The sequence below is a fragment of the Gluconacetobacter diazotrophicus PA1 5 genome (assembly GCF_000067045.1).
GTDB classification, from domain to species: domain Bacteria; phylum Pseudomonadota; class Alphaproteobacteria; order Acetobacterales; family Acetobacteraceae; genus Gluconacetobacter; species Gluconacetobacter diazotrophicus.
The window spans coordinates 2,868,394-2,893,995 of the sequence record NC_010125.1; the positions used below are offsets into that span (position 1 = coordinate 2,868,394).

At 63.1% G+C, this 25,602-nt stretch carries 26 protein-coding genes and 3 pseudogenes; 9 read left to right on the forward strand and 20 right to left on the reverse strand.

Annotation, left to right across the window (positions count from 1 at the left end; translation table 11 throughout):
• Nucleotides 1-42: 42 nt before the first annotated feature.
• Nucleotides 43-1,287 carry a chloride channel protein gene (locus GDI_RS13215; RefSeq protein ID WP_231854125.1) on the forward strand — a complete coding sequence of 415 codons (1,245 nt, stop codon included), beginning with the start codon at nt 43-45 and terminating at the stop codon, nt 1,285-1,287.
• A 225-nt stretch (nt 1,288-1,512) separates the two neighbouring features.
• Here GDI_RS13215 and GDI_RS13220 read toward each other — a convergent pair whose 3' ends face one another.
• Entirely contained in the window at nt 1,513-2,094 is a 582-nt protein-coding gene (locus GDI_RS13220; RefSeq protein ID WP_012226945.1) for a TetR/AcrR family transcriptional regulator, read from the reverse strand.
• Nucleotides 2,095-2,216: 122 nt separating this feature from the next.
• On the opposite strand from GDI_RS13220, the gene GDI_RS13225 reads away from it, so the two are divergent.
• Nucleotides 2,217-3,197 (forward strand): SDR family NAD(P)-dependent oxidoreductase, encoded by a 981-nt coding sequence (locus tag GDI_RS13225; protein WP_012226946.1) that lies wholly within the window; start codon nt 2,217-2,219, stop codon nt 3,195-3,197.
• Nucleotides 3,198-3,308: 111 nt separating this feature from the next.
• Nucleotides 3,309-4,424 (forward strand): metallophosphoesterase, encoded by a 1,116-nt coding sequence (locus GDI_RS13230; protein WP_081482886.1) that lies wholly within the window; start codon nt 3,309-3,311, stop codon nt 4,422-4,424.
• Nucleotides 4,425-4,449: 25 nt separating this feature from the next.
• Here GDI_RS13230 and GDI_RS13235 read toward each other — a convergent pair whose 3' ends face one another.
• Both GDI_RS13235 and GDI_RS13240 read right to left on the reverse strand, forming a co-directional pair.
• A complete protein-coding gene (locus tag GDI_RS13235) occupies nt 4,450-5,049 on the reverse strand; it encodes an NADPH-dependent F420 reductase (RefSeq protein ID WP_012226948.1) in 600 nt (199 codons plus the stop codon).
• Between the two features lie 88 nt (nt 5,050-5,137).
• Nucleotides 5,138-5,872, reverse strand: coding sequence for an SDR family NAD(P)-dependent oxidoreductase (locus GDI_RS13240; RefSeq protein ID WP_012226949.1), 735 nt, complete (start codon nt 5,870-5,872; stop codon nt 5,138-5,140).
• A gap of 275 nt (nt 5,873-6,147) precedes the next feature.
• Here GDI_RS13240 and GDI_RS13245 point away from each other — a divergent pair, with 275 nt between their 5' ends.
• From GDI_RS13245 to GDI_RS13260, 4 genes are all read left to right on the forward strand, one after another.
• Nucleotides 6,148-7,044, forward strand: coding sequence for a LysR family transcriptional regulator (locus GDI_RS13245; RefSeq protein ID WP_012226950.1), 897 nt, complete (start codon nt 6,148-6,150; stop codon nt 7,042-7,044).
• Between the two features lie 261 nt (nt 7,045-7,305).
• Nucleotides 7,306-8,508 (forward strand): hypothetical protein, encoded by a 1,203-nt coding sequence (locus GDI_RS13250; protein ID WP_012226951.1) that lies wholly within the window; start codon nt 7,306-7,308, stop codon nt 8,506-8,508.
• Between the two features lie 83 nt (nt 8,509-8,591).
• On the forward strand, nt 8,592-9,032 hold the full coding sequence (locus GDI_RS13255) for a hypothetical protein (protein WP_012226952.1): 441 nt from the start codon (nt 8,592-8,594) through the stop codon (nt 9,030-9,032).
• On the forward strand, nt 9,019-10,065 hold the full coding sequence (locus GDI_RS13260; protein ID WP_041249459.1) for a DUF7146 domain-containing protein: 1,047 nt from the start codon (nt 9,019-9,021) through the stop codon (nt 10,063-10,065). The genes GDI_RS13255 and GDI_RS13260 overlap by 14 nt, the downstream gene beginning before the upstream one ends.
• A gap of 306 nt (nt 10,066-10,371) precedes the next feature.
• Here the strand turns inward: GDI_RS13260 and GDI_RS13265 are convergent.
• The 10 genes and pseudogenes from GDI_RS13265 to GDI_RS20305 all read right to left on the reverse strand — a co-directional run.
• Nucleotides 10,372-10,815: pseudogene (locus GDI_RS13265) on the reverse strand (IS481-like element ISGdi9 family transposase); the annotation flags it as partial.
• A 47-nt stretch (nt 10,816-10,862) separates the two neighbouring features.
• A pseudogene (locus tag GDI_RS13270) lies at nt 10,863-11,174 on the reverse strand (IS110 family transposase); the annotation flags it as partial.
• 140 nt (nt 11,175-11,314) lie between these two features.
• A complete protein-coding gene (locus GDI_RS13275; protein WP_012226954.1) occupies nt 11,315-11,986 on the reverse strand; it encodes a lytic transglycosylase domain-containing protein in 672 nt (223 codons plus the stop codon).
• Complete coding sequence (locus tag GDI_RS13280) at nt 11,983-12,324, reverse strand: DUF736 domain-containing protein (RefSeq protein WP_010668429.1); 342 nt, start codon at nt 12,322-12,324, stop codon at nt 11,983-11,985. The genes GDI_RS13275 and GDI_RS13280 overlap by 4 nt, the downstream gene beginning before the upstream one ends.
• A gap of 46 nt (nt 12,325-12,370) precedes the next feature.
• Nucleotides 12,371-13,000 (reverse strand): S26 family signal peptidase, encoded by a 630-nt coding sequence (locus GDI_RS13285; protein ID WP_041249461.1) that lies wholly within the window; start codon nt 12,998-13,000, stop codon nt 12,371-12,373.
• Complete coding sequence (locus GDI_RS13290; protein WP_041249462.1) at nt 12,997-13,485, reverse strand: DUF2840 domain-containing protein; 489 nt, start codon at nt 13,483-13,485, stop codon at nt 12,997-12,999. The genes GDI_RS13285 and GDI_RS13290 overlap by 4 nt, the downstream gene beginning before the upstream one ends.
• Nucleotides 13,482-14,555, reverse strand: a complete 1,074-nt coding sequence (locus tag GDI_RS13295) for a replication initiator protein A (protein WP_041249463.1) — start codon at nt 14,553-14,555, stop codon at nt 13,482-13,484. Before GDI_RS13295 ends, GDI_RS13290 begins: the two co-directional genes overlap by 4 nt.
• A complete protein-coding gene (locus GDI_RS13300; RefSeq protein ID WP_006560342.1) occupies nt 14,552-14,848 on the reverse strand; it encodes a helix-turn-helix transcriptional regulator in 297 nt (98 codons plus the stop codon). The genes GDI_RS13295 and GDI_RS13300 overlap by 4 nt, the downstream gene beginning before the upstream one ends.
• Nucleotides 14,849-14,944: 96 nt before the next feature.
• Nucleotides 14,945-15,382 (reverse strand): DUF2285 domain-containing protein, encoded by a 438-nt coding sequence (locus GDI_RS13305; RefSeq protein ID WP_231854126.1) that lies wholly within the window; start codon nt 15,380-15,382, stop codon nt 14,945-14,947.
• Between the two features lie 142 nt (nt 15,383-15,524).
• Nucleotides 15,525-15,731 carry a transcriptional regulator domain-containing protein gene (locus GDI_RS20305; protein ID WP_081482923.1) on the reverse strand — a complete coding sequence of 69 codons (207 nt, stop codon included), beginning with the start codon at nt 15,729-15,731 and terminating at the stop codon, nt 15,525-15,527.
• Nucleotides 15,732-16,002: 271 nt separating this feature from the next.
• Between GDI_RS20305 and GDI_RS13310 the strand changes: the two genes are divergently transcribed.
• On the forward strand, nt 16,003-16,236 hold the full coding sequence (locus tag GDI_RS13310; protein ID WP_012226960.1) for a helix-turn-helix domain-containing protein: 234 nt from the start codon (nt 16,003-16,005) through the stop codon (nt 16,234-16,236).
• A 26-nt stretch (nt 16,237-16,262) separates the two neighbouring features.
• Here the strand turns inward: GDI_RS13310 and GDI_RS20055 are convergent, their stop codons facing one another.
• The 5 genes and pseudogenes from GDI_RS20055 to GDI_RS13330 form a co-directional block, all read right to left on the reverse strand.
• The gene (locus GDI_RS20055; protein WP_173363382.1) at nt 16,263-16,418 is read right to left on the reverse strand and encodes a hypothetical protein; all 156 of its coding nucleotides are present in this window, start codon (nt 16,416-16,418) and stop codon (nt 16,263-16,265) included.
• Between the two features lie 342 nt (nt 16,419-16,760).
• Complete coding sequence (locus GDI_RS13315; RefSeq protein ID WP_012226966.1) at nt 16,761-17,084, reverse strand: DUF736 domain-containing protein; 324 nt, start codon at nt 17,082-17,084, stop codon at nt 16,761-16,763.
• A gap of 759 nt (nt 17,085-17,843) precedes the next feature.
• On the reverse strand, nt 17,844-18,779 hold the full coding sequence (locus GDI_RS13320) for a DUF2493 domain-containing protein (protein WP_041249464.1): 936 nt from the start codon (nt 18,777-18,779) through the stop codon (nt 17,844-17,846).
• A 466-nt stretch (nt 18,780-19,245) separates the two neighbouring features.
• Nucleotides 19,246-20,126, reverse strand: a pseudogene (locus tag GDI_RS13325) (DUF2493 domain-containing protein); the annotation flags it as partial.
• A 314-nt stretch (nt 20,127-20,440) separates the two neighbouring features.
• Nucleotides 20,441-21,523: a DUF7146 domain-containing protein gene (locus tag GDI_RS13330; RefSeq protein WP_012226974.1), complete on the reverse strand. Its 1,083-nt coding sequence runs from the start codon at nt 21,521-21,523 to the stop codon at nt 20,441-20,443.
• Between the two features lie 89 nt (nt 21,524-21,612).
• On the opposite strand from GDI_RS13330, the gene GDI_RS13335 reads away from it, so the two are divergent.
• Nucleotides 21,613-21,888, forward strand: a complete 276-nt coding sequence (locus GDI_RS13335) for an HU family DNA-binding protein (protein ID WP_041249465.1) — start codon at nt 21,613-21,615, stop codon at nt 21,886-21,888.
• A 77-nt stretch (nt 21,889-21,965) separates the two neighbouring features.
• On the opposite strand, the gene GDI_RS13340 is transcribed toward GDI_RS13335, so the two are convergent.
• The gene (locus tag GDI_RS13340; protein ID WP_041249466.1) at nt 21,966-23,168 is read right to left on the reverse strand and encodes a hypothetical protein; all 1,203 of its coding nucleotides are present in this window, start codon (nt 23,166-23,168) and stop codon (nt 21,966-21,968) included.
• A gap of 138 nt (nt 23,169-23,306) precedes the next feature.
• Nucleotides 23,307-25,388: a ParB/RepB/Spo0J family partition protein gene (locus tag GDI_RS13345; protein WP_041249829.1), complete on the reverse strand. Its 2,082-nt coding sequence runs from the start codon at nt 25,386-25,388 to the stop codon at nt 23,307-23,309.
• Between the last annotated feature and the right edge of the window lie 214 nt (nt 25,389-25,602).

Genomic DNA, 25,602 nt, shown 5'->3' on the forward strand with positions numbered 1-25,602 from the left:
ACGCCTGAAAACGATCCTCCCTGCGGCCTGACGGTTCTTTCGTTGCTGTCGATCCTGACGGGCCTCGTCGCGGGCGTGATCTGCGGATCGTTCCGGCTGCTCCTCGAATGGTCTGACGGGTTGCGCACGGCGTTCGCTCTTGGTCCGTGGCACGGCTTTCCGGCCGGCCTGCTCCTGATTCTGGCATCGAGCCTTGCCTCCTTCCTTGCGGCGCTGATGGTGCGGCGGCTGGCCCCGCTCGCCTCTGGCAGCGGTATTCCGCATGTCGAGGCTGTCCTGGCCGGATCGACCACGCCCGCTTCGGCTGGTCTGATACCTGTGAAATTCGTCGGTGGTTTGCTTGCGATTGGTGGCGGGCTGGCACTCGGGCGCGAAGGACCGAGCGTGCAGATGGGGGCAACGGCTGCGAACACAATCGGCCGCGTGCTCCGGCTCGGCCGGTCGGACTGTCGGGTCTTGCTGGCGGCGGGCGCCGGGGCGGGTCTCGCGACCGCGTTCAACGCGCCGGGGGCAGGGGCCATCTTCGTTCTGGAAGAACTCGTCGGCCGCTTCGAAGCCCGCACTGTCTGCTCGGCACTGGGAGCCTCCGTCTCCGCCATTCTCGTGGCCCGCGCCATGCTGGGTGGGAACCCGGATTTCATGGTCTCTGTAGCGCCCGCAGTGATCGACGTTTCGACCCAGCTCCTGTTTCTGCTGACCGGGCTCGCGATGGGTGTCCTCTCCGTCCTGTATAACCGGACTGTCCTTACAACACTGCGGTTCGCGGAAGGTCTGCCGGTCGGAGTGGAGACGCGCGCGGCGCTGATCGGCGCTCTGGCAGGCGTCGTCGTCTGGCTGACCCCGCATCTGGCGGGAGGCGGAGACTGGCTGACGCAAAGCGCGATCAATGGCACCATCGCATGGTCGGTCATCTCGGGGCTGTTCGTCTTGCGTCTGGCTCTGGGAGCGCTCTCCTATGCGGCCGCGACGCCGGGCGGCCTGTTTGCGCCCATGCTGGCGCTCGGCGCACTTGCCGGGCTCGGCTGCGGCGATATCGCACATGTGCTTGAACCGCGTCTGGCGGGCGATACCGCTCCCTTCGTTATTGTCGGAATGGCCGCGATGTTCGCTGGGTCCGTCCGTGCGCCCCTGACGGGAATCATTCTCGTCACGGAGATGACCAATGCGACCAGCCTGCTGCTGCCGCTTCTCTCCGGGAGCTTCGCCGCGATGCTAGTCGCGGACGGCATGCAGGAGGCGCCTATCTACGAAGCCCTCCGCAACCGGGCCGCCGTCGCCAAACGCTAACTGGGCGAGCGGTACATCTTGCTCTCGGTTCGAACGACGAGTGATTCTGTGGACCGTCATCACTGCGCGTGCCAACCGCCGCCGGGTGTTCTATGATCAACACGCGTATCTTTAAATGAACGTCGCTTGAGACCAGTAGAAGACATTCCGCTAGCCCCTGCTTATTGGACGGCGCAACACACATGTGCGGCGTCGCGAAGCAGGCAAAATCTCGACGCGGGCGATCTAGGAAACCGATGGTCGCGAGCCCGCGATGAGGATATCGACCAAGCGTTTTGCACTACTTTCCCACCCGGGACCGGCCGCGAAATTCGACACGCCCGCCAGCGCCCGCAGCAGATCCAGCGGTTCAATATCGTCGCGTAGGTCTCCTGCAGCGACGGCAGTCGACACTAGGTCGTTGGCTGCGGCTTTGAGAATATCGCCCGATTGCGCATAGAGGGCTCCCGTGCCGCTCACCAGTCCGTTGAGTGCCGGGGCTATGACCTGCTTGGCAGCGATGTAATCCACGAACAGTCGCATCCATGCGCGAAGCGCCTCCACTGGAGGATGTTGCGCAGCCAAAACAGGAGCCGCTTCGGCAAGGCGGTCCAGTTCAACGCGATAAACCGCCTCGATGAGAGCGTCGCGGCTGGGAAAATGACGATAGAGCGTGCCAATCCCCACGCCCGCGCGGCGTGCGACTTCATCCAAAGCGATGTCGACTTCACCCATCATAAACGCGGCTTTGGCCACTGCCAGGAGATGTTCCCTATTGCGCTGACCGTCGCTGCGCGGTCGACGGCGAGGCTTTTTCACGTCGGTCACCGGACCCCCTCTTGTTAAACGGAGTTATCCTCCGTATATATCAAACGGAGCGATGCTCCACATAGAGCCAATGTTGCCATATCGGCAAGAAGTGCCCGCACCGTTCCAAGGGAGTTCTACCCATGACTCAGATCTTTGACGCGACCTCGACGACCGACGATGTTCTCTCCGGCATATCCCTGAAAGGCAAGCGCGTTCTCGTGACCGGCGTTTCCGCCGGACTGGGCATTGAAACGGCCCGGGCACTGGCAGGTCATGGCGCGCATATCGTGGGCGCGGCGCGCGATCTTGCGAAAGCGGAACGCGCAACCGATCAGGTTCGCGTGGCCGCGTCGCAAGGAGGCGGAGCGTTCGAACTCACCGCGCTCGACCTTGCGGATCTGGCAAGTGTGCGTGCCTGCGCCGACCGTCTGAATGCGCAAGGCACGCCCTTCGACCTGGTCATCGCCAACGCGGGCGTGATGGCGACACCATTCGGGCATACGAAGGACGGGTTCGAGACGCAGTTTGGCACCAACCATCTGGGACATTTCGTTCTGGTCAACCGAATTGCCGGACTACTGCGCGACGGCGCACGACTGGTCAATGTGTCCTCGGCCGGACATCGCTTCGCCGATGTCGATCTCGACGATCCGAATTTCGAGCACACGCCGTACGTGCCGTTCGTGGCCTATGGACGTTCCAAGACCGCCAATATTCTCTTCGCCGTTGCCTTCGATGCGCGGCATCGCGCACGGGGCGTGCGGGCGACGGCGGTTCACCCCGGTGGGATTGTGACGGAACTGGCGCGGCACATGGCACCCGGGGAGATCGAAGCCATGTTGGACCAGATCAACAAGCAGGCCACCGCCGAGGGCCAGAAGCCGTTCCAGTTCAAGAGCATTCCGCAGGGGGCTGCAACCTCGGTCTGGGCCGGCGTCGTGGCTGAAGCCGGTGCGGTAGGCGCTCATTACTGCGAGGATTGCCACGTCAGTGATGTCGTGCCGAACGACCAGCCGATCAGTCTGGTCAACGCGGGCGTACGCGCCTACGCTCTTGATCCGGCACACGCCGAAGCCCTGTGGACAAAAAGCGAGGAGATGGTCGGCGAACGCTTCGCATGACACGATCGCGCGAACAGCGCTTCGATACAGGGCAAGCTCGCAGATTGGCCCAGGGCGCCGACGGCCAACACACGCCGTCGGGCCCACCTATCCATGAGGATATCCATACTGGTGCGCGTTATCGTTTTCGGCCTGCTCCTGTCGATCGTAATTCTGAACTGGTTGTGGCCACTCCCTCTTCCGATCGCTGTGAAACTCCTGGCGTCCGTCTTCGTCATCGTGGCGTCGCAATACCAGTTCTGGAGCAGGCTCTCTTCAGGCTCGGTGTTCGCGCCTGAATTTCCGCGACCGCTCATCATCCTGTTCAATTGGGCAGTCGGGACAATTCTGTTTCTCACGCTGCTGCAGCTCGCGCTTGATCTCGGCGCGCTGGTGATCGCGCTGGTCGAGTGGCAACCGGTTTTTATCGGCACGCCGGCCCGGGTTGTCGTGGGCGCACTGGCCGGGCTGCTTGCCGCCATCGGCGTCGCGAACGCGCTGCGGGTACCCCTCGTCAGGGACGTGACCGTCGGCATACGCGGTTTGTCCGCGCAATTCGACGGATATCGGCTGCTCCAGTTGAGCGATCTGCATATCACGCGGCTCTTCTCTGCTAAGTGGGCCGCTCGTGTCGTGGAGCGGGCGAACGCGGCGAGCGCCGACCTGATTGTCGTGACGGGGGATTTCATCGACGGGTCGGTAGAGATGCGCCGTGCCGACGTCGCACCGCTCGCAGCCCTGCATGCGCCCGATGGCGTACTGGCCGCTCCGGGCAACCATGAATATTTCTTCGATTACGCTGCCTGGATACGGAACCTGTCGGCACTGGGTTTCGATATGCTGGAAAACCAGCACAAGGTTATAACGCGCGAAACTGCTCATCTGGTGATCGCGGGTGTAACGGATCGCTCGGCGCGTCGACACGGTGAGATGGAGCCGGATTTCGACGCCGCGCTGTCAGGCGCGCCGACACATGCACCGGTCGTGCTGCTCGATCATCAGCCCGGCGACGCCCGGGCCGCGGCGGCGCGTGGGGTCGCGCTTCAGCTCTCGGGTCATACGCATGGCGGGATGATCCGTGGCCTCGACCGGCTCGTCGCGCGTGGCAATAACGGCTTTGTCTCCGGGCGCTACCAGGTGGGCGGCATGACGCTGTATGTCAGTAACGGGACCGGCCTATGGCCCGGCTTTGCGCTTCGACTGGGCGTGCCAGCCGAAATCACACAGTTTCATCTGCGGGCCGAATAGGGGGCGAGGCCCGGCCCGTGCGCACTCATGGCTCCTTCTTGAACACATCCTGGAAAATGAGCGGTCCCCAAACGCGACCGCGTGCATGCACCAGCGTGCCGCCTTCGTTGAGTTTCCCCAGATTAATCGGAGCGAACCCGAGTTCCCTGGCCAGCGTCGCGACGGGAGCGGTCGCACCCTCGTCGTCGCTCGACAGAAAGACGACCCGGTGCCCACCCTCGACGACCGGGTCGGTGGCCAGGGTGGTGGCAATCAGGTGATTGAACGCTTTTACAAACCTGCCACCAGTGAATGCCTTTGCGGCGAAGACAGAGGACAGGAGGCCATCCATTTCCTCAAGGGGAGCAAGCGAGTTCATCGCGTCGACGATTGTCTTGCCTGTCCAGTCCGGCAGGGCCTTCGCAACTTCGCCGTGCTGCTCAAACGGAACCGCCAGGATGATCGTGTCGGTCTCGAGCGCCTCCCGCAACGACTTCGCGAGGATCGTGGGTCCAATTGCCTGAGCCTGTGGCGCCAACGCCTCGGGCGGACGACGGCTCGCGACGGTGACGTCGATGTTCTTGCGGGCGAAGGCATGAGCGAGGGCTTGGCCAATCCTGCCAAAACCGATGATTGCGTAGCTCATTGGCGTGTTTCCAATCTTTATTCACGGCGATATCGCAGAGAGCGGGAAATGTTCAGCAACGAACGCGTCCCGTCCTCCGATAGTGGGTTCAGATGGCCGAGAAGCCGCCGTCGACACAGAGTTCCATTCCGTTCACGAAACTGGAATCGTCTGAAGCAAGAAACAGCGCGGCTGCCGCGATTTCCTCGGGACGACCCATCGTTCCCCGCGGGATCAGGGATTCGAACATCTGCTTTGCTTCCGCGGTGAGAACCTGGTCCTGCATCGGTGTGGCGATCGGCCCCGGGTGCAGCACGTTCACCCGGATGTTCCGGTCCTTCAGTTCGTTGAGCCACCCACGTGCGAAGGCATGCAGCGTCGCCTTGCTCGCCGCGTACACGCTGTAACCGGGAAAACCTTTGATCGAGGCAACCGATCCGGTCATGAAGATCGACCCGCCATCGTTGAACAGCGGTAACGCCTTCTGGACCGTGAACAGCGTACCGCGTGCATTTAGATTGAAGGTCGCATCGAAATGCTGCTCGGTAATCTCGCCCAGTAGGGCCGCTTCGCCGGTGCCCGCGCTCGCATACAGGACGTCGATCCTGCCCTTTTCCCGCTTGACCGTATCGAACAGACGGTCGAGGTCGTCGAGGTTGGCCGCGTCACCGCGTACGCCGGTCACGTTCCGGCCAATTAGCTTGACGGCCTCGTCCAGCGTCTCCTGTCGTCGTCCGGTGATGAACACATAGGCGCCTTCTTCAACGAACCGCCGGGCGCTCGCCAGCGCCATGCCGCTCGATCCACCTGTGATGACGGCAACCTTGCCCTCAAGCTTTCCCATGATTTTTCCCTTCAGACTTCATCTTTGATCGTTCGGGGAGGTTCCCGATGGTCTCAACATGGGCCGGCCGAGGGCAGGCGTTGAGTGCGAAAGTGCGCACATCGGTGGTGCGAAATCGATCCGGCCGGACGATTGACGTCGGTCGAACGATCGGTAGTCGCCTCTTGAAAGCCGAGGAAAATTAATCGCTATACGCTATGATGACGGCGCGTCATGTCGCACGATGTGGCGGATATGGGCTTTGGAAGGCGCACCGTGCGGTGCCGGAGTGCACCATGATCGATTGGGACGATGTTCGCTACTTCCTGGCCGTCGCGCGCGGTGGCTCGGTGCGGGCTGCCGCCGGGCATCTGGGGGTAAACCATTCAACCGTGTTACGGCGGATCGCTCAGCTTGAAGAGAGGCTCGGGACGCACATGTTCGAAAAGCTGCCTACGGGCTATCGCCTGACGGCGGCGGGCGAGGAGATCCTCGAGTTCGCGAACCAGATGGAAGCGTCGTCGCACCAACTGGAAACGCGCGTTTTCGGTCGCGACCAGAGCGTGCGCGGGCTTTTGCGCGTGACGCTGCCTCCGTTCCTCGCGACACATCTGCTGATGCCGGATCTTGCTGATTTTTCCCGCATGCATCCGGATATCGAGATGGAGATCCTGCCGACCGGCGCGGTCGCGAACCTGACGAACCGGGAAGCCGACGTTGCGATCCGTATCGTGCTGGACCGGGAAACACTGCCGCCCAATCTTCACGGCCTGCCAGGCCCCGAATTGTCCAGCGGCATCTATATGGCACGCGATCGCCTGACCGCGTGGCGTGCCGGTGTGGCCGATCCTGTCCGCTGGATCGTCATAAACACTGATGGACTTCCGGGTTGGGCCCGCGAAGGAGAGATTCACACGACAGGGGCTCCGTTCAGGACGCCGGACGCTGAAACGCAGATCGTCGCAACGCGGCAAGGGATCGGGATGACGAAACTGCCGTGCTTCGTCGGCGATGCCGATCCGCTGCTGGCGAGAGTCCCCGGCACCAAGTTGCACGGACACGGAACGCTCTGGTTTCTCACACAGGGAGAGGCACGCAAGACGAAGCGTGTAAGGCTCTTTACCGAGTTCGTATCTCGAAGGCTCGGTACCCATGCGGAGCTTCTCGCAGGGCGGTCCGTATCGCCCGAATGACACACTATGGGCGGTTACGATCGGCTACTATGATGTATGCCCCTCACGGAATGACAGGCTGTCTTTCTCACCCAAACCCAACTTTCTGGTTTCTTCCAATCGTTATCGTGATTTCGGCGAGGCGGCGGCCTCGCCGTGTTCCGGAACGAGGGGCACGGTGTCTCTGCGGTTAAACGGGATCCCGCGTGGGAAGTGGTGATCAGAGGAAGAGGGCGGCTTCGCCTTTGGTGCCGAATACCCGGCATCAGAGGAGAGTTTTCCATGACCACGACCACCATCCTGCCCCCTGCGTCCCATGGTGCTGCGTCCGGCGGCTTTAAGATCGATCCTTCGCGTGGGGAGCGCAATGCCCGCGTGTCTTCGGAGTGGTTCTCCCGCCCCGATGACGAGCGTTACCTGTCCCTGTCCAAACTGCATGCCGCCACGCTCGCCCGTGCGGATCGGGCCACCACCCGCATAGTGGAAAGCCGCGCCATTCGCGTCGAGGCCTCGCGCGACAATGCCGAGCGCCTGACCCTGACCGTGCCGGGGCAAAACGACCCGATCGCGCCCACGCACTGGTCGTTCGGCCAGATGTGCAGCCTGGTGGGGGCACCATCGTCCTATCTGCGCAATCTTCCGGCTCCACTGGCGGCGATCAACCTGCAGCACGGGCTGTTGTCGCACCGCGCCGAACTGGTCAAAACGCTGGAAACCGAGGACGGGCGGATGGAACTGCGCGCCGTGACCGGTCCGGATTATGGCCGCATCTGGGACCACGAACTGGTCGGTGCGGTGCGCAAGATCGCCGGCGACGGCACGGGCGATACCAACTGGAAAGTGCCCGGTGTCATCGACTGGGCTACCATGACCCATAATCCCTATGTGGATATCACCAGGGAAACGACCACGCTGTATGCGTCAGATCGCGATGTGTTCCTGTTTCTGGTCGACGATACGCATCCGATCGAGGCAGGACGCCTGCCCAATGGCGACCCCGATCTCTATTTCCGGGGTTTCTATGCCTGGAATTCGGAAGTCGGCAGCAAGAGCCTCGGCATTGCCTCCTTCTATCTGCGCGGAGTGTGTCAAAATAGGATGCTCTGGGGCGTGGAAAGTTTCGAACAGATCACGATCAGGCATAGCAAGTTCGCAGCATCCCGTTTCGTGCATCAGGCGACACCAGCGCTGCGGAATTTTGCAACGGCCAGCCCGGCCTCGTTCGTCTCCGGCATTCAGGCCTCGCGTCGAGCGCTGGTGGCTAAGACCGATGAGGATCGTGAGACCTTCCTGCGTCGTCGCGGGTTCTCGAAACCGGAAACCGCGAAGATTATCGAAACTGTGCTGCACGAGGAAGGGCGCAAGCCCGAGAGCGTGTTCGACTTCGTGCAGGGGATCACGGCGCTGGCGCGGACAAAGGCCAATCAGGACACGCGGCTGGATGTGGAAGAGAAGGCCCGCAGGCTGATGGAGCGTGCTTCCTGAAAGACGACTGCACGCTTTTCCGTAAAGACGTTTTTACGAGCCCGGCCACTGTGCCGGGTTTTTTCGTTTCGGGAGTCATTTCGATGGCCGATTTCTTCACGCATTTTTCCTGCGTTCTCGACGTGGGCACGGTGGAAAACGCTGCCAAGGCGCTCGACCTCTACAACGCGTTCATGGACGAACTGGCGGCGGAAGACCCGCCGTCTGACGGGTTCCGGCTTTCCGTGGAACCGAAATATGGTGGAACCAAGCTCTGGATGCACGACGAGACAACCGGAGATCCGCAGCAGGTGGTGGAATTCGTAATGCGTTGCGCACGCGCCTTCCGGTTGCGGGGCCGATGGGGATTCCAGTGGGCCAATAGCTGTTCACGTCCCCGGATCGGGACCTTCAGTGGTGGTGCACATCTGCTTGACCTTGGCCGGCGCAAGACGATTTCATGGATGACCACCGATCGCTGGCTGGCGATCGCCCTCGACGCAGGCGGTCCCGACACAGGAGGGCAAGGCGATGACCTTGCATGACGTGGGCGATCTGGCCCGTCGTCTGGCGGAGAATGCGGAGGCAGTGTGCCGTCGGTATCTGTCTGCTGGTCGCCGTCACGGCAATTACTGGCTGGTCGGCGACGTGCGGAATGCGCCTGGCCGGTCGCTGTTCGTCCGGCTGCACGACACCGTCAACGGCAGGGCGGGAAAATGGACGGACGCACAGTCGGGCGAGCATGGCGACCTGCTCGACGTGATCCGCGAAAGCCTCGGCCTGGTGGATTTCCACGATGTGGCCGGCGAGGCTCGTGCCTTTCTCAGCCTGCCGCATCCCGATCCGGCACCTTCTTCAAGGGATTGTCCCGCGCAGGAACGCGGTCCTGCCAACTCTTCCGAAGCGGCGCGACGACTCTGGGCCATGTCCGGGCCGATCGCGGGCACGCCCGTGGAAACGTATTTCCGTAGACGCGAGATTACGCTTTTGCACGGAAGCGGAGCCCTGCGCTTCCATCCGCGCTGCTTTTACCGCCCGGACGAGGACAGTCCGACCGAGACCTGGCCCGCCATGATCGCCGCCGTCACTGATCTCGACGGCACCCTGACCGGTGTGCATCGCACCTGGCTGGCGGAGGACGGCCGTGGCAAGGCGCCGGTTGATCATCCGCGCCGTGCGTTGGGCGGCTTGCTCGGCCATGCCGTGCGCTTCGGGGTGGCATCCGACGTGCTCGCTGCCGGCGAAGGCATCGAGACGGTGCTGTCGCTGCGGCAGGTCCTGCCAGATCTGCCGCTGGCCGCCTGCCTGTCCTCGGCGCATCTCGCTGCACTGATCTTTCCGCCACTGCTGCGCCGTCTCTACGTCCTGCGCGATGACGACCCGGCCGGGGATCAGGCGCTGGCGACGCTGCATGCCCGCGCAAATGACGCCGGGATCGAGCTGATCGGTCTGTCGCCACGGCTGGGCGATTTCAACGATGATCTCCGTGCCCTTGGACGCGGTGCGCTGCGGGCAATCCTGCATCCGCAATTCGCGCCGTCGGACGTCGCACGCTTTCTCGAGACTGCCGGCACCTGAGCAGGCCGGAAAGAGGGGCGGGCGGTTTCCGTTTTCGTCTGGCGGTCCTGTTGTGCCTCCCGTCCGGCTGGTCCGCGCCTCCGCCTTTCTGGAGGGGAGCGGGCGTCAGCCGGGTCAGGCCTTCAATGGCGTGAGCCGGCTATTTTCCGTCGCGCCCCTGTGGGGGCGCTTTACATCGCGAAGCAAAATAGCCTGCTCCCTGCCATCCTTCGCTGCGCTGCGGCCGCGCGTGCCGCGCGGTTCCGGCCCGTCCCTGGTCTGCCGCTATCCGCCCCCGGAAAGGCCGCGAGGGGCGCGGCCGGCATCCTAGATGTTTGGTCCCGGGATTTGGTGGTGCGGATTATGTATGAACCGTGATGGTTCTTTTTCCCACTGCTGACAAATGAATTCATATGGAGTGAGGCCGCGCAGGGTCTTGAGCCTGCGGGCGAAATTGTAGGCGGTAACGAAGTCGGCGAGGTGTTGACGCAACTGGTCATGTGTTTCGTAGTAGAAGCGCTTGACGGTGGCGTCCTTGATCGTGCGGTTCATCCTCTCGACCTGGCCATTCGTCCAGGGATGTCGCGGCTTTGTCAGTCGATGCTCGATATCGAGATCAGCACAGGCCAGTTCAAAAGAGTGGCACCGGAACAGGACACCATCCGCCCGCATGGCCTTGATGTCTTCGGGTGTCCATCCATTGCCGGCCGGATCGGTAAAATGCGTGCCGTTATCGGTCAGCACGGTATGGATGCGGTAGGGAACCGCAGCGGGGGATCCAAAACGACGGCAGGCATCGATCACGGTACCGGGGATCCGATATGCGCGATCCCCAGCGCGTCCGCCTTGTCGGTCTTGTTGCGCTGCGCCGACATCGCCGCCCGCACGTGTTTCGTCTCCAGGCAGACCGCCGGCAGGCCCAGCGCCAGCATCTCCGGATGCAGCCAGGGCGACAGGGAACCTGCCTCGTGACCCATACGGCGCAGGCGCGGCAGGAACGGCTTCACGGCATCCCTGAGCGCAGCCGGGTCCGTGGCCACCGTCGTTTCCAGATGCACGGTGCCCTGCTCGTCCACCACACAGACCGCCGTTTCGTCGATCGACACATCGAGACCGCAAAAGAATTCCATCGCACGCCTCCCGCGCTGCTGTTTCACCGCGGCAACTCTACCTTCTTTCCGGCCCGGGAGACCGCCAATCGACGACGACCGCTCAGGCCCGATTACGGCTGGCACTCCCTTTTCTGTTGGCTTTCCGGGGTTTTCACGCCTCACTGGATCTGATCCCATCCCCTCAACGGGACCATGTCGGACCTACCTCCGGCATGCCCTGCGAAAAGGCTCTCGGGAGCAGAAACATGACGCAACGTGGTGCCCCGAAACGCATCGGGCTGGCCTGAAACGAAGAGCGCGGCCGTCACCCAGGAGCGAGCTGGAAAGGACAAAAAGGAAACGTGCAGATGAATGTCAGACGATCGGTTTTTCATCAGCCGTGTGACGAATTCCACGTAAGAAATCGTCTCGGCAGGCAATGGCCGACCAGTCGCCAGATGATCGTCATAGCGACCAGGTCCGGCATTGTAGGCGGCAAGAAATCCCGCATCGCCATAGCGGTCGTGCAGCCATCGCAGATAGGCTGCACCAGCCGCGATATTGTCGTGCGGATCGAAGGGATCGGCACCCAGATTGAGCGTGCGGCGGACATCCTTCCATGTGCCGGGCATGAGCTGCATCAGCCCCATCGCACCGGCGCCGGAAACTGCGTGCGGGTCGCCAGCACTTTCGGCATGGAGGACGGCCCTCACCCATGCTGGCGAGATCGCGTTCCGCTCCGCCGCTTGACGCACCAGATCGTCGAAATCCTGCGCGCGGGCGATGGCTGGCGAGAGCGGCAGCGCGAGCATGGCAAGCATGCCGACGGACATGAAAAACCGGCGGCTCATTCCCGACCTCCCGGACGTTTTGCAGGCCGGTTCCAGACCAGTTGCCACTCACGCCCGCCGCGCCCGGCCTGGAACAGCGTGGCGCGGATCGGTTGCATGAAAGAGGGATCGTCCAAGACAACGGAAACATACTCGCCAGCACGTTCCCCGGTGCGTTTCCACCCGGCACCGATCTCCAATGCTGAATCGCCTTCACCGAGATGGATGCGATAATCGGGTGCATGTTCCGCGCCATTGTTTTCCGCCGGCATGAAGGTCAGTTCAGCGTCCAGCGACAGGGTGCGCACCCGTCCGGCGAAACCATCCGACGTCCGGGTGAAAAAACCGATCTGGCTCATGAGAGAAGTCCTTTCGGGTGTATGAAAATTCAATGGCTGGCGACCATCATTGGATGGGTGGTTCACCGGATTTCATGGGCATCATGGGCGGCGCCAGAAGCGGTCGCTCCCGCATCGGCTCGGGCGGTTCCGGAAAGGGAGCGAAATGCGGCGGTGGTGGCTCGGCTTCACCAGTCCGGACATGAACCGGCACCGCACGGCCAATGACGATATCCATCGGCAGGACACCGAAATACCGCCCATCCAGACTGGTTGGCACAGCGGCGTTCATGACGAAAACCTGCCCCAGCCCGAGATGCTGACAGCCCTGCCAGACGGGCAGCTTGCGGCCCCGATGGTCGACGGTCTTCGCGTCGCCGACCGCCTTACCGTCGATGGTGACGTGGACGCCGATGCGACAGACACTCTGCCCCGCCAGTGCTGCCACAGGCTTGAGCAGCGGCACGCCGAACGGCAGGTAGCCGCGTGACGCCAGCAGCGTCGCTTCGCGCTCTGGCAGGCGGATGGCGACAATGTCGCCGACGCGCACCGGGACTGTGGGCTGGATGCGATACAGCCCGACCGGAACGCTCGCCGTCTCGTTCCAGACCCAGCGCGGTGTGGGATGAAACGACAGCGAGGCGCCCACACCGAGCACGGCGAGATAAGTGGTAAAAAACCAGGCGCGACGGGTCATGACGCGACCCTCCTGCGCAGCCACGCCTCGTGGCGTTCACGCGTATAGGGACGTGGCTCCTGCGCTGCCGTGAGCCGGTGATGCAGATGCCGCCAGTGATCGGGACAGGCAGCGGTGGGATCGATCCCCAGCGCCTCCACGCCGTCGATCACCTCCAGCACCCGACGCACCTTCGGCCAGCCATTCTGGCGCAGCAGACTCTCACCACCGGGGCGCACGAAGGGCACCGTCTGGCAGGCTTCCTGAGCCCCCACGGCCCGCACGATGTCGATGCAGGACACCACGGTGCCGAAATCGTTCGCAGCCCAGCGGATGAACGCGAACACGCTGTCCGGCGTGAAGCTCATCAGCCTACGCCGACGGTCGAGAATACGATCCTCGACGGGACGGCCGAAGCGTATCCAGTGCTCGATGCGCTTCTCGATCCAGGTCAGTTCGACCGTTGTGAGCACATCGCCTTGCGGCGGGAAAGAACGCGCGGTCATGGGGCACCGACCATGCGATCCGCGACCGCTTCCCGAGCCTTTTTTCCATGCCCCGACCGGACTGCCGGAAGGAAAACCGAAAGACCGGAATCCCCTACATAATAAGTTATTATATTAGTTATATAAGTTACGGGGCTGATTCCGCTTTTGAAAACAACGCACTGCGACGTTTTCTGCACCGTCAGCAACGGTATTTCCGCACCGTGAGCAATGGTATGATCCGCATCCTGACCAACGGTAGGATTCACACGGTTATCCACAGAAACGGTGGGTAATACCGTTGGGGAGATACGCAGGACTGGCTGTTTTCCGCCATAAATGACCTTGCAGTCATAACCTGGGACGACCTGACGACGGGCAATGCCGGCGACGTCGATCACGAAATTCCGCCAGGGAGAGAGGGTGCCGGACCGGGCATGAAGATCACGAAGATCGAAACGCCACCCGTCTTTCTGCCGACCGGCATGTCGGCGCGCCAGACGGTACAGCCACCGCTCCAGACCGCCATAAAGGCGGAAATAGGCGGGATCGACGCTCAGGACATGAGAGCGATCACAGGCCATCTCCATGAGCCAGTCCGGCAGGGTCAGGGCCACCCCGTCCTCACGGGAAATCCGGACGTCACTGATCCAGGCGAACGGCTTCTCGCGCCACTCCGGCCCCTGCCGCAGGCTGGTGGTGACGCGCGTTTCCGCCAGACGCGCGAGGGCGCCATAAAGTCGGCGATACTGATGGGTGCCATCAGCCCATCCCAGATCCTGGAACAGCCGCCAGGGCGTGAAGCGCACATGCCGCGACACCCACAGATCGTGGTTGAGGGCATCGACGATCTGGCCGGTCAGCCAGAGCAGGATATCGGCGTCCCGGATCGTCGCCATGCCCAGAGGAGCCGAGGCTTCGACAACGATCTCCATCTGACGCGAGCGGTATCGAAGGGGTTCAAGGCGCGCCATGTGCCCCAGCGCGAAGAACGGGCGTCCCATCAGATCGCGGATGTCGCGGGGCCGTGCCGACCCCGTGACCACAAAGCGTCGGTCGGGCTGACGCCAGCTATCGGCAGCCGGCATCATCGTCCGGCACTCCGCTGCGCCTTGCGAGCCCTGGCCTGCAAGCGGATGATATAGGCGCGCGGGTCGGATGGCATCGGAATGCCGCCACCGTCACCTGTGGACAGCCTGACGTTCAGATCGGCCCAGGCACAGAGGTCTTCCACGGCATAGACGATCCGGCCGCCAAGCTGGCGGTAGAGCGGACCGGTACCGCAACTCCGGTGTTTTTCGAGGGTGCGGATGGACAGGCCAACGAAATTGGCTGCGTCCGGGGTGCGCAGATAGCGCGGTGGCAGTGTCGGCTGGACACGCATGGGGTCTTCCTCCCGTTGGATCGGGCCGCGTGCGGAATATCGCGGCTCATGGGAGGACGCTGCCGGAGAATGGGACGCGGGGAGGGATGACAAAGTTCAGGCCGCCAAAATGTCACCCCCCTGCTTCAGCCCCTGAAGCAGCGCGATGTGGCCGCCGTTCAGGTAGAAGGAGGCGTCTTTGAGATCGCGATAGAAGGCCCGGTGCCACGAGCTGGCGTGCCACTCGCGATTTGAGAGCCGCAGGGTGTGGGCGCCATAGAGACCAGCTGCAATCCGGCGTACTGTCACCCCGGTGCGCCGGCCTTCGGCGATACAGAGCATGCGAACCTGCCGGAGTTTCTGCTGGGGACTCAGCCGCAAGGTGGAGGGAAGAGGACCGGGCGTCTGACCAGCAAGCAGGCGGCCGAAGCGTGCAACGCATGCCACACGGGTCGCGAGGTGCCTGTCATCGATGATGAACCAGGTTCCTGGTGCGTCGGGCTGTCGATCGACGACAATTACAAGGCGCAGCGGACCTGCTGCGCTATCCAGCACGAGATGGATGCCATCCGGACCATCATGTCGTGCCCGTGCGTGTGGCGCGAGGCGGGACAGAATGTCACCCCCGTCACCACGCACGGCCACCTCCGGCGCGATGTCCGGATCCCAGAATGCGGGAACGAGCCAGGCGGGAAGATCAGGGTCGACAGGGAAAACGCAACCCCCAGCGACGGGCGAAGGCGCGCCATGCTTCCGCGTCAACCTCTCCCATCGTCATGGTTGCTGCATGATCGCGCCGGTAGGCCGGGTTGTGCCGCAGCCATTCCTGGGCGAGACCGGCAGGGTCGAGCCCGGCGTAGGCGCGACGAAGGGGTGCGGTATCCCACGGCCGGATTGTCGGCACGCCCCCCTCCCCCGATATGTCATGGATTCGACCCAGTATCCGGTGCGAAACCGGAACGGGTAGTCCCGAAGACTCAGGGAGGTGATCCCGCAAATATCCGGCCTGATCGGGATCATTTGGAGGGAGATGAAGGATTCAGGCAGCATGAGCGTGAAAGGCCGGCTTTTCCGGCATTACGTGATGCGCGCGGCACATCACTCCGGCGGGAGAGAAACCGTCCGTGTATTATAATACGTAGCGCGATAATACACAAATCGTTCCTATCCTGCGGATGGACATCCGAGGACTTTTCGGCGCGAACGTGAGGCGCCTACGACGCGCCGCCGGTCTCAGCCAGGAAGTCCTGGCGGAACGGATGGGCGTGGACCGCGCCTATATCAGCTGGATCGAGACCGGGCGCCAGAACGCGACGCTGCTTTCGTTATGGCATGCGTCACAGGCACTCAACGTACGCCCGGCGGCATTACTGGATGAAAATCAGGTTCCGGCGGACGATCAGAAATAGGGTTCCTTGACCCACCCTCTCCGCCCTCAATGGGGCGGTGTCGGCCTGTCTGCTTCGACGTTACCCTGCCGGACAAGCGCCTCTTTCAGTTCGCGCTCGATCTGTCGGCGCTCGCGTTTGCTGAGATGAAAGCTGGTCAGTTCGGCGCGCAGCATCTGGATGTGGTCGTGTAGCGTGGTCATCGTCCTGTTCCTTTCGTTTCTCGAAGACAGGACGGACGGCTCATGCCGGGGCGGACCGGGTCAGGGATCGCCGCAGGCGACCGGCTCGCCGGCGCGTGGGGGAGCCGATTTTGTTCGGCGTGCCCGGCACGGGTGCGTCGGGCAAAATTGGGGGGACCACGTGTCCTTGACGCGGTTCGCCCTCGCGCATGGTACAATGGGAAGGCTGAGGGAAAGCCTCGCGTTTCTCCTGCGTCTCACGTCGGGCGACCAGCACGATCGTCCGCACCCCGGAAGATCACGCGAAAAAAAGACCCGGAAGGCCCCGCTCGGAGAGACCGGGCGGGGTTGGGTGTGGGAGGTTCAGTCCCCGTTCCGGCTGCGGGGCCGGGTCCAGATCAGGGAGTAGCCCTCGCCGTCCTCGTCGGTGAACAGGTTGGCGAAGATCGGGGCGGCGAAGGAGGGATCGTCCAGCTTCAGGCTCAGATAAGTGCGACCCTCGCTGGAGCGGCGGGTCCAGGCCGCACCGAGTTCAACCCTACCCAGATAGACGCGGTAGTTGGGGGCGTTGTCGTTGGGACGGTTGGTTTCGGCCACCAGGCGGACGTTGCGGGCCTGCAGGGCCAGGGTGACGATTTCGCCTTCGAAGCCTTCGCCCACCTTCTTGAAGGAACCGATGTTAGCCATTGTCGTATCTCCATGCTGTTATCGGGCCGCGACCACCGTGGCCTCGATGGCGATCGACCAGCCGGAGGCGAGCGGCAGAGCACCCCGCAGGGGCCGCAGCGCAGCGGAGGACGGCAGGGCCAGAACTTTCTTGTCTCGCGAGGAATGGCGGCGCAGCCGACAGGGGAAGAAAGTTCTGGAACGCCGTTGCGGCCAGCCGATCGAGGCGCAGCCGGTCTTCGGCTAGATCAGCCATCCGACAGAGGCCATGGTGTGCGGACCCGACAGCCCCCAAGGAGATACGATGCCGGCATGACCGGTCCCTCAGAGGGTGACGATGCGATCTGGTGCGAGACTGTCACGCTGACATTGTGGGAAACTGGCTCCGTCCGGTGGTCGTTTTTGCCGTCCCCGATGTTACGCCCCCTTTTCACCCGCTCATGGGCAGGGTTGCGTTGTGCGGTGCGACAGGCCCCGGCTCCCGGCACAGGCGCATCCCTTCAAAGCGGGCCGGATGATTCCTCGTTCGCTGTCTGCCGTCCCGGCCCTTTCACCGATGGGGATGACATGGGCTTTCCATCCATGGACCGTCCCCGCAGGCGCACGGGGCTGCCATCGAACTCCGTTCCGCCGGTTCTCCGGGCGGGGCCTTCCGGGGGGTGGGCAAACGTGCCTTCCGCCATCAGACGCGCAGCGTCTGGGGAGCCCGACGTCATTGCGGCCCAGGGATCTGGCAGCAGATGTCAGGCCGCTTTCATGAAACAGTCATGGGAATGGCGCTCACGCGCCAGCCTCCTTGCGGAACCGCCAGACCGGGATGCCCATCTGCTTCGCCTTGTCGGCCAGATTGTCCTGAATGCCCGATCCCGGAAACACCATGACACCGACAGGCAGGACTTTCAGTAGGGCGTCGTTACGCCGGAACGGGGCTGCCTTGCCATGCCGGTTCCAGTCGGGTTTGAAGGCAATCTGCGGAATTTCGCGGTGATCAGCCCAGCGGGAGGCGATGAATTCCGCGCCCTTGGGCGAGCCGCCATGTAGCAGCACCATGTCGGGATGCTTCTCGCGCACCTTGTCCAGACGGTTCCAGATCAGGAGATGGTCCTCGTAGTCGAGTCCACCGGTGACCGCGACCTTGGGGCCAGCCGGCACCAGCAGCTCCGTTTCAGCTTTCCTGCGGGCGTTGAGAAAATCACGGCTGTCAATCATCGACGCCGTCAGCGTGCTGCGGCTGACCAGCGAGCCTGAGCGTGGCCGCCAGGGTGACATCGTCAGGCGTTCGAACTGGTCGCAGGCGAGATCACGGAAGATCTCGTAAGCGTTGCGTCGTTCCAGCAGGGTCAGTCCCTCGGCGGTGAGGCGCTCCAGTTCCACCGAACGGATCTCGCTGCCATCCTGCTCCTGCTGGCTGCGTTTCTGCGCCTGCTCGTTGCGATCGAGATCACGCTCCACCTGCCCGACCATGCGGTGGAAGACATTGACGGCGGACCAGAGCAGCGGTTCGAGATCGGGTTCCAGCCGGGTGTCGGTCAGCGTGGCTGACAGGGCGTCGAAGATGTCAGCCACAGCACCCTCGATCTGGCTGGCGTCGGGCAGCGGCCTTGGGTCCGGCTCGTCCTCGAAGGGACGGTGGCCGTAAAGCTGGAGTTCCGCCAGCACATGGGCGGTGGAAGAGGTGGCGTGGGCGGGTTCGAAATCGTCCTGTGGGCGGGTCATGGGTCTGTCCTCCGGTTCTGGCCGCGCCCCTCGCGGCCTTTCCGGGGGCGGACAGCGGCAGACGAAGGCCGGGCCGGAACCGCGCAACGCGCGGCCGGAACGCAGTGGAGGATGGCAGGGAGACGGCTATTTTGCTTCGCGATGCAAAGCGCGGCACGCGCGGCGGAAAATAACCGTCTCCGCCATTGCAGGCCCGGTCTGGCTGACGCCCGCTCCCCTTCCTGAAAGGCCGCGGACGCGCCCCATCCGGAAACAGGACAGCCCCGCGCTACACCGGAAAGAAGACGGACCTCACATTCTCTTCCCGGCCCGGCTCAGTGCGTGACCGGATGCAGGAACCGGACCACGTCCTGCGGGGCAAGCTGGGGATGCGGATCGCCGATTTGCCCAAGCCGAGATAGCGCAAATACTGTGAAATCCCCAGAGCGTGAAGCCAAGCCTCATCGGCCCCGGTCGGTCTGTTTGGCTTGTCGGCCAGATTGTCCTGAATGCCCGATCCCGGAAACACCATGACGCCGACGGGCAGGACTTTCAGCAGGGCATCGTTCCGCCGGAACGGGGCGGCCTTGCCGTGCCGGTTCCAGTCCGGTTTGAAGGCGATCTGCGCGACCTCGCGATGATCGGCCCAGCGGGAGGCGATAAATTCCGCCCCCTTGGGTGAGCCGCCATGCAGCAGCACCATGTCGGGGTGCTTTTCGCGCACCTTGTCGAGACGATTCCAGATCAGGTGATGGTCCTCGTAATCGAGACCGCCGGTCACCGCGACCTTCGGTCCGGGAGGCACGAGCAGTTCGGTTTCGGCCTTGCGGCGGGCGTTGAGGAAATCACGGCTGTCGATCATGGACGCCGTCAGGGTGCTGCGGCTGACCAGCGAACCTGAGCGCGGTCGCCAGGGCGACATCGTCAGGCGCTCGAACTGGTCGCAGGCGAGGTCGCGGAAGATCTCGTAAGCGTTGCGTCGTTCCAGCAGGGTCAGCCCCTCGGCGATGAGGCGTTCCAGTTCCACCGAGCGGATCTCGCTGCCATCCTGTTCCTGCTGGCTGCGTTTCTGCGCCGTCTCGTTGCGGTCAAGATCGCGCTCCACCTGCCCGACCATACGGTGAAAGACATTGACGGTGGACCAGAGCAGCGGTTCGAGATCGGGTTCCAGCCTTGTGTCGGTCAGAGTGGCTGACAGGGCATCGAAGATGTCAGCGACCGCGCCCTCGATCTGGCTGGCGTCGGGCAAGGGCCTCGGATCCGGCTCATCCTCGAAGGGACGGTGGCCGTAAAGCTGGAGTTCCGCCAGCACGTGGGCGGCGGAAGAGGTGGCGTGGGCGGGTCGAAATCGTCCTGTGGGCGGGTCATGGGTCTGTCCTCCGGTTCTGGCCGCGCCCCTCGCGGCCTTTCCGGGGGCGGACAGCGGCAGACGAAGGCCGGGCCGGAACCGCGCAACGCGCGGCCGGAACGCAGTGGAGGATGGCAGGGAGACGGCTATTTTGCTTCGCGATGCAAAGCGCGGCACGCGCGGCGGAAAATAACCGTCTCCGCCATTGCAGGCCCGGTCTGGCTGACGCCCGCTCCCCTTCCTGAAAGGCCGCGGACGCGCCCCATCCGGAAACAGGACAGCCCCGCGCTACACCGGAAAGAAGACGGACCTCACATCCTCTTCCCGGCCCGCCTCAGTGCGTGACCGGATGCAGGAACCGCACCACGTCCTGCGGGGCAAGCTGGGGATGCAGGATCGCCCGCATCGCCCCACGCCCGAGATAGCGCAGATCATCGTTGAAATCCGCCAGACGCGGTGAGAGCACAAGGCACTCGATCCCGGCCTCCTGCGTCCGGGTCTGCAGGGTCGTCACCGCATGGTCTCCGGCCGGATCGTCATCGCGCAGCACGTAGAGGCGGCGCAGCGTGGGCGGAAACGTCATCGCGGCGAGATGCGCCGAGGACAGGCAGGCGGCCAGCGGCAGATCGGGCACGATCTCATGGAGCGAGAGCACCGTCTCGATGCCCTCGCCCGCCGCCTGAACGTCGGCTGACGCACCAAAGCGCACGGCGTGGCCGAGCAGGTCGCCCATGGCCCGACGGGGCATGGCGACGGGGGCCTTGCCCTTGCCGTCCCGCGGCGCCAGCCAAGTGCGATGGACGCCGGTAACGCGACCATCAAGATCGGTGACGGCGGCAATCATCGCGGGCCAGGTCTCGGTCGGACTATCGGCATCGGCGCGGTAGTAGCAATCCGGGTGAAAACGCAGGGATGACAGGTCCGTCAGGCGGGTAAGGTCACGATGGCGCAGCCAGGTTTCCGCCAAGGTGCCCGCAATCGGGCGGGACATGACCCAGAGCCGACGCGCGGCGTCTGCGGTGCCAGATGCCTGCCCGGAAGTATCGTGGCTGAAAGCATGAGAACGACCACGATCAGAGGCCGGTCGTGGCTCCGGTTGCGGCAGACTGAGGAAGCGCCGGGCCTCGTCGGCGACATCACGAAAATCCAGCAGCCCGAGGCTTTCACGGATGATGTCGAGCAGATCGCCATGCTGCCCCGTCGCGCCATCCGTCCATTTGCCCGCGCGGCCACGCCCGTCCGGTCCACCATGCAGGCGGACATAGAGCGACCGCCCCGGGGTGTTATGAACATCCCCGACCAGCCAGTAATTGCCGTGCCGCCGCCCGACCGAGAGGTAATGCCGACAGACCGCCTCGGCGTTCTCGGCCAGCCTGCGGGCCAGATCGCCAGCATCCCATGACTGCGCGTTGGTCATCTCCCCCTCCCTGCAGGCTTGATGCCGCCATGATTCCCCCGTAACGGCAGAGGCAACGGGCACAGGCCCGAATGCAAAAGGATAGTTTCATGAAGATTGCCGATCTGGTCGATCATATCGCCACCACCACCGACATAAGCAAAACCGATACCCGCAAGGTGCTGGACGCCCTGGTCGAGGCGATGACCGCTGCCGCCAAAGCGGGTGACGAAATCACCCTGCCGAACTTCGGCAAGTTCAAGGTCAGGGAAGTCGCCGCCCGCGAAGGCCGCAACCCGGCCACGGGTGCGACCATCCAGATCGCAGCCTCGCGCAAGCTGGCCTTCACGCCAGCCAAGGCACTCAAGGACAGCCTGAACGACTGACCTGCCGACAGGCAAAAGGCGGCGGACCCTGTCCGCCGCCCCTTCCCCATCATGCCAGTTTCTGATGATAGACGCGTTCATCCGACCTTCTCCATCAGCTTGCGTGCCCTGCCCTCAAGATCCAGCCGTGTGTCCTGGTTGGCCTTCGTCCGCGCCAGTGCGGTAATACCCTGCACGAAATCGAACACGCTTTCGGGCTTGCGGCCTTCCTCGTTCAGCACGGTTTCGATGATCCTGGTGGTTTCCGGTTTCGAGAACCCGCGACGGCGCAGGAAACTTTCACGATCCTCATCGGTTCTGGCCACCAGCGCCTTGCGCGAAGCCTGAATGCCGGAGACGAACGAGGCTGGGTTGGCCGTGGCGAAATTCCGCAAGGCCGGTGTGGCCTGATGCACGAAACGGGACGCTGCAAACTTGCTATGCCGGATCGTGATCTGTTCGAAATTTTCTACGCCCCAGAGCATTCTGTTTTGACACACTCCGCGCAGATAGAATGACGCAATACCAAGGCTCTTGCTGCCGACTTCGGAATTCCAGGCATAGAAGCCCCGGAAATAGAGATCGGGATCACCGTTGGGCAGACGCCCGGCTTCGATCGGGTGTGTATCGTCCACGAGGAACAGGAACACGTCGCGGTCCGACGCATACAGCGTCGTCGTTTCCTTTGTGATGTCGACAAAAGGATTATGGGTCATGGTGGCCCAGTCGATCACACCCGGCACCTTCCAGTTGGTATCGCCTGTGCCGTCGCCGGCGATTTTGCGTACCGCGCCAACCAGTTCATGGTCCCAGATACGACCGTAATCGGGGCCGGTCACGGCGCGCAGTTCGACGCGGCCATCTTCGGTCTCCAGCGTTTTCACCAGTTCGGCGCGGTGCGACAGCAGCCCGTGCTGCAGGTTAATCGCCGCCAGTGGGGCCGGAAGGTTTCGAAGATAGGATGAAGGCGCCCCCACCAGACTGCACATCTGGCCGAAGGACCAGTGTGTGGGTGCGATCGGGTCATTCTGTCCTGGCACGGTTAGGGTCAGGCGTTCGGCATTGTCGCGGGACGCCTCCACGCGAATGGCGCGGCTTTCCACCGTGCGTGCGGTGGCCCGATCCGCGCGCGCTAGGGTCGCGGCATGCAGCTCGGACAGGGACAGGTAGCGCTCGTCATCGGGGCGCGAGAACCATTCGGACGAAACACGGGCATTGCGCTCGCCACGGGAGGGATCAATCCTGAAGCCGCCAGACGCGGCCCCACGGGACGCAGCGGGCAGGATGGTGGTTGTGGTCATGGAAAACTCTCCTCTGATGCCGGTTATTCGGCACCAGAGGCGAAGCCGACCTCTCCCTCTTTCCGGGGCGCCAGACATGAAAAAAGCGGCTTCCGGGCACCGGAAGCCGCTGTCTCACCATTCCAAAAATCCATTGCACTATTCGGCGGCAATGGCCTCCATATTCTCGCCTGCCGTCACTGTTTCAACCTGTGCCTGATCGGCCAGCCCTACGGTCCGCAACGCCTCGGGCAACCAGCCCGAACCCTCCAGCAACCGCTCTGCCTCGCGCGCCATGTCGGGTTTTTTCAGGTGGGCGATGCGCTCTGCCACCTCATCGCCGCGTGCTTCGCGCACGGCCTGGAGGATACGGGCCTTGGTCACCCGGCCGAGATAGTTCTCGACCGTGGGTTGCCAGCCCGCCTCGACCATATCGAGGCTGAGGGCCGATGCCAGACGGTCTGCACGCTTGAGACGTTCGGTGACGCTGCGCTGGGACACCGCGCCATAGGCGGGCATGCGCTCGTAGAGCGCGTTGACCCCGAAGGACAGGCAATGGGCCAGCAGTGCCATGCGACTGGCGTCGTCTAGCCCGTCGATCCAGCGCCACAATGCATCCTCGTCTTCCGGCAGATCATGCTTCCAGCCCTCGTTGCGCTGGCGCAGAGCGTGGGCGGGCACACTGCCCGGCATGTCGGGGGAATGGACCGGCAGGGAGATTTCGCGGACATAGGCTTCAAGGCAGTCAGCCCCCGGTGTCTGCCAGTACACATCCCGCACCAATGTGTGCAGCAGTTCGGTCAGGGCAATGTGCGGGTTGCTGGCGAAAGCATCCCGCAGGGCCAGCGTGCGCCAGGCCGTCAATTCGGCGAGAAGCCGGTCAGGCAGTGGTTTGATCCCGTCTTCTTCCTCGGGCTCAACATCGGGAGCGGTAGTATCACCCTCACCGCCCGTATCGCCGCCAGAACCAGCAAGACGTTCATCCCGCCCATCATATGCGGAGTGATCGTATTCATCTGAACTATCGGCGTTATCGATCTCTTCCGGCTCAGCCGGCATATCCGCGGGCAGGACGAAACCCCGCTCGACCTGCAGCGTGCCATCGTTGTCGAGACTGATAAAAGCCCCGGCTCGCGCCATGTCGGCGGGATCGAACGCCAGAGGTCGTTCCTCCAGAGCAAGAATGGCACTCTCAATCTCGCCCAGCCGTGCATCGACCTCGTCCGGATATTCATCCGCCTGCGCATATTCGGCCTCGATAGTTTCCTGCTCGGTATGAAGGGCCTCGAGACGGGCCGTCTCTTCATCGGTCAGAGGTAATTCTGTGCCCTCGATCTCGACGAACTGCCGTGTGTGACCCCATGGGAACGACAGGGCGGTTTCGACCCATTTCCAGCCCTCGGCACGGATATCCTCTGCGGCTGTGTGCAGCTTTTCCATGACCAGCCGGTCCAGAATGGCCGGATCCTGCAACCAGCCGCCATCATCGGCCTCAAACAGGTCGCGCATGATAGGCCCACCGGCCGCGAGATACGTGTCCAGCCCGACAAAGCGCACGCGACGATCCGAGGCCCGCACGGTCTTTTCTGTCAGCATGCGGCGGATGACATAGGGCTCACGGTTATGGCTCTGGGACACGATGCCCCAGACCTGTTCCTGACGGGCATGGTCATCACTGATGGAAAAGGCCATCAACTGTTCCAGCTTAATGCCATCCTGCTCGTAGATATCCAGCAGTTTGTCGGACACGGTCATGAGGCGCAGACGCTGTTTAACCACGGCCGGAGCGACAAAGAACGCGGCAGCGATTTCCTCCTCGGACATGCCTTTTTCCAGCATGTCCCGGAAGGCGCGGAACTGGTCCAGCGGATGCAGGGCCACGCGCTGGACATTTTCGGCCAGGGAATCATCCTCGGCGAGAATGGCCGATCCGGGCTCGCGCACGACGCACGGCACGGGTGCCGTCTTCGCCAGTTTCTTCTGCTTCACCAGCAGTTCGAGGGCACGGAAGCGTCGTCCGCCAGCAGGCACCTCATAGGTACCGGTCTCGGCCCCGGTATCGTCGAGAACGGGACGGACATTCAGGCTCTGCAGCAGCCCGCGGCGCTCAATGTCGCAGGCCAGTTCCTCGATTGACAGGCCGGACTTCACACGCCGGACATTGGACTGGGACAGCACCAGTCGGTTGAACGGGATGTCACGGGACGAACTCAGGCTGATTTTGGGAATGGCGGTCGCCATGGCGAAACACTCCATGACGGGCGGACAGGAGACTCTCTCCCACCCTCTCAACCCGTCACGAAAATCCGCGCAACTCTCTGACTCTAAAGGCCCCAGAGCCGCCTAAAGTCCGCAGCCTTTTCCCGGCAGGAAACGACGGCAATGGGGGGATTGTGTTGAAAAAGTCCTGCTGCAGCTTCTACTCAATATTTTGGTTCGATATCACAACGTATAG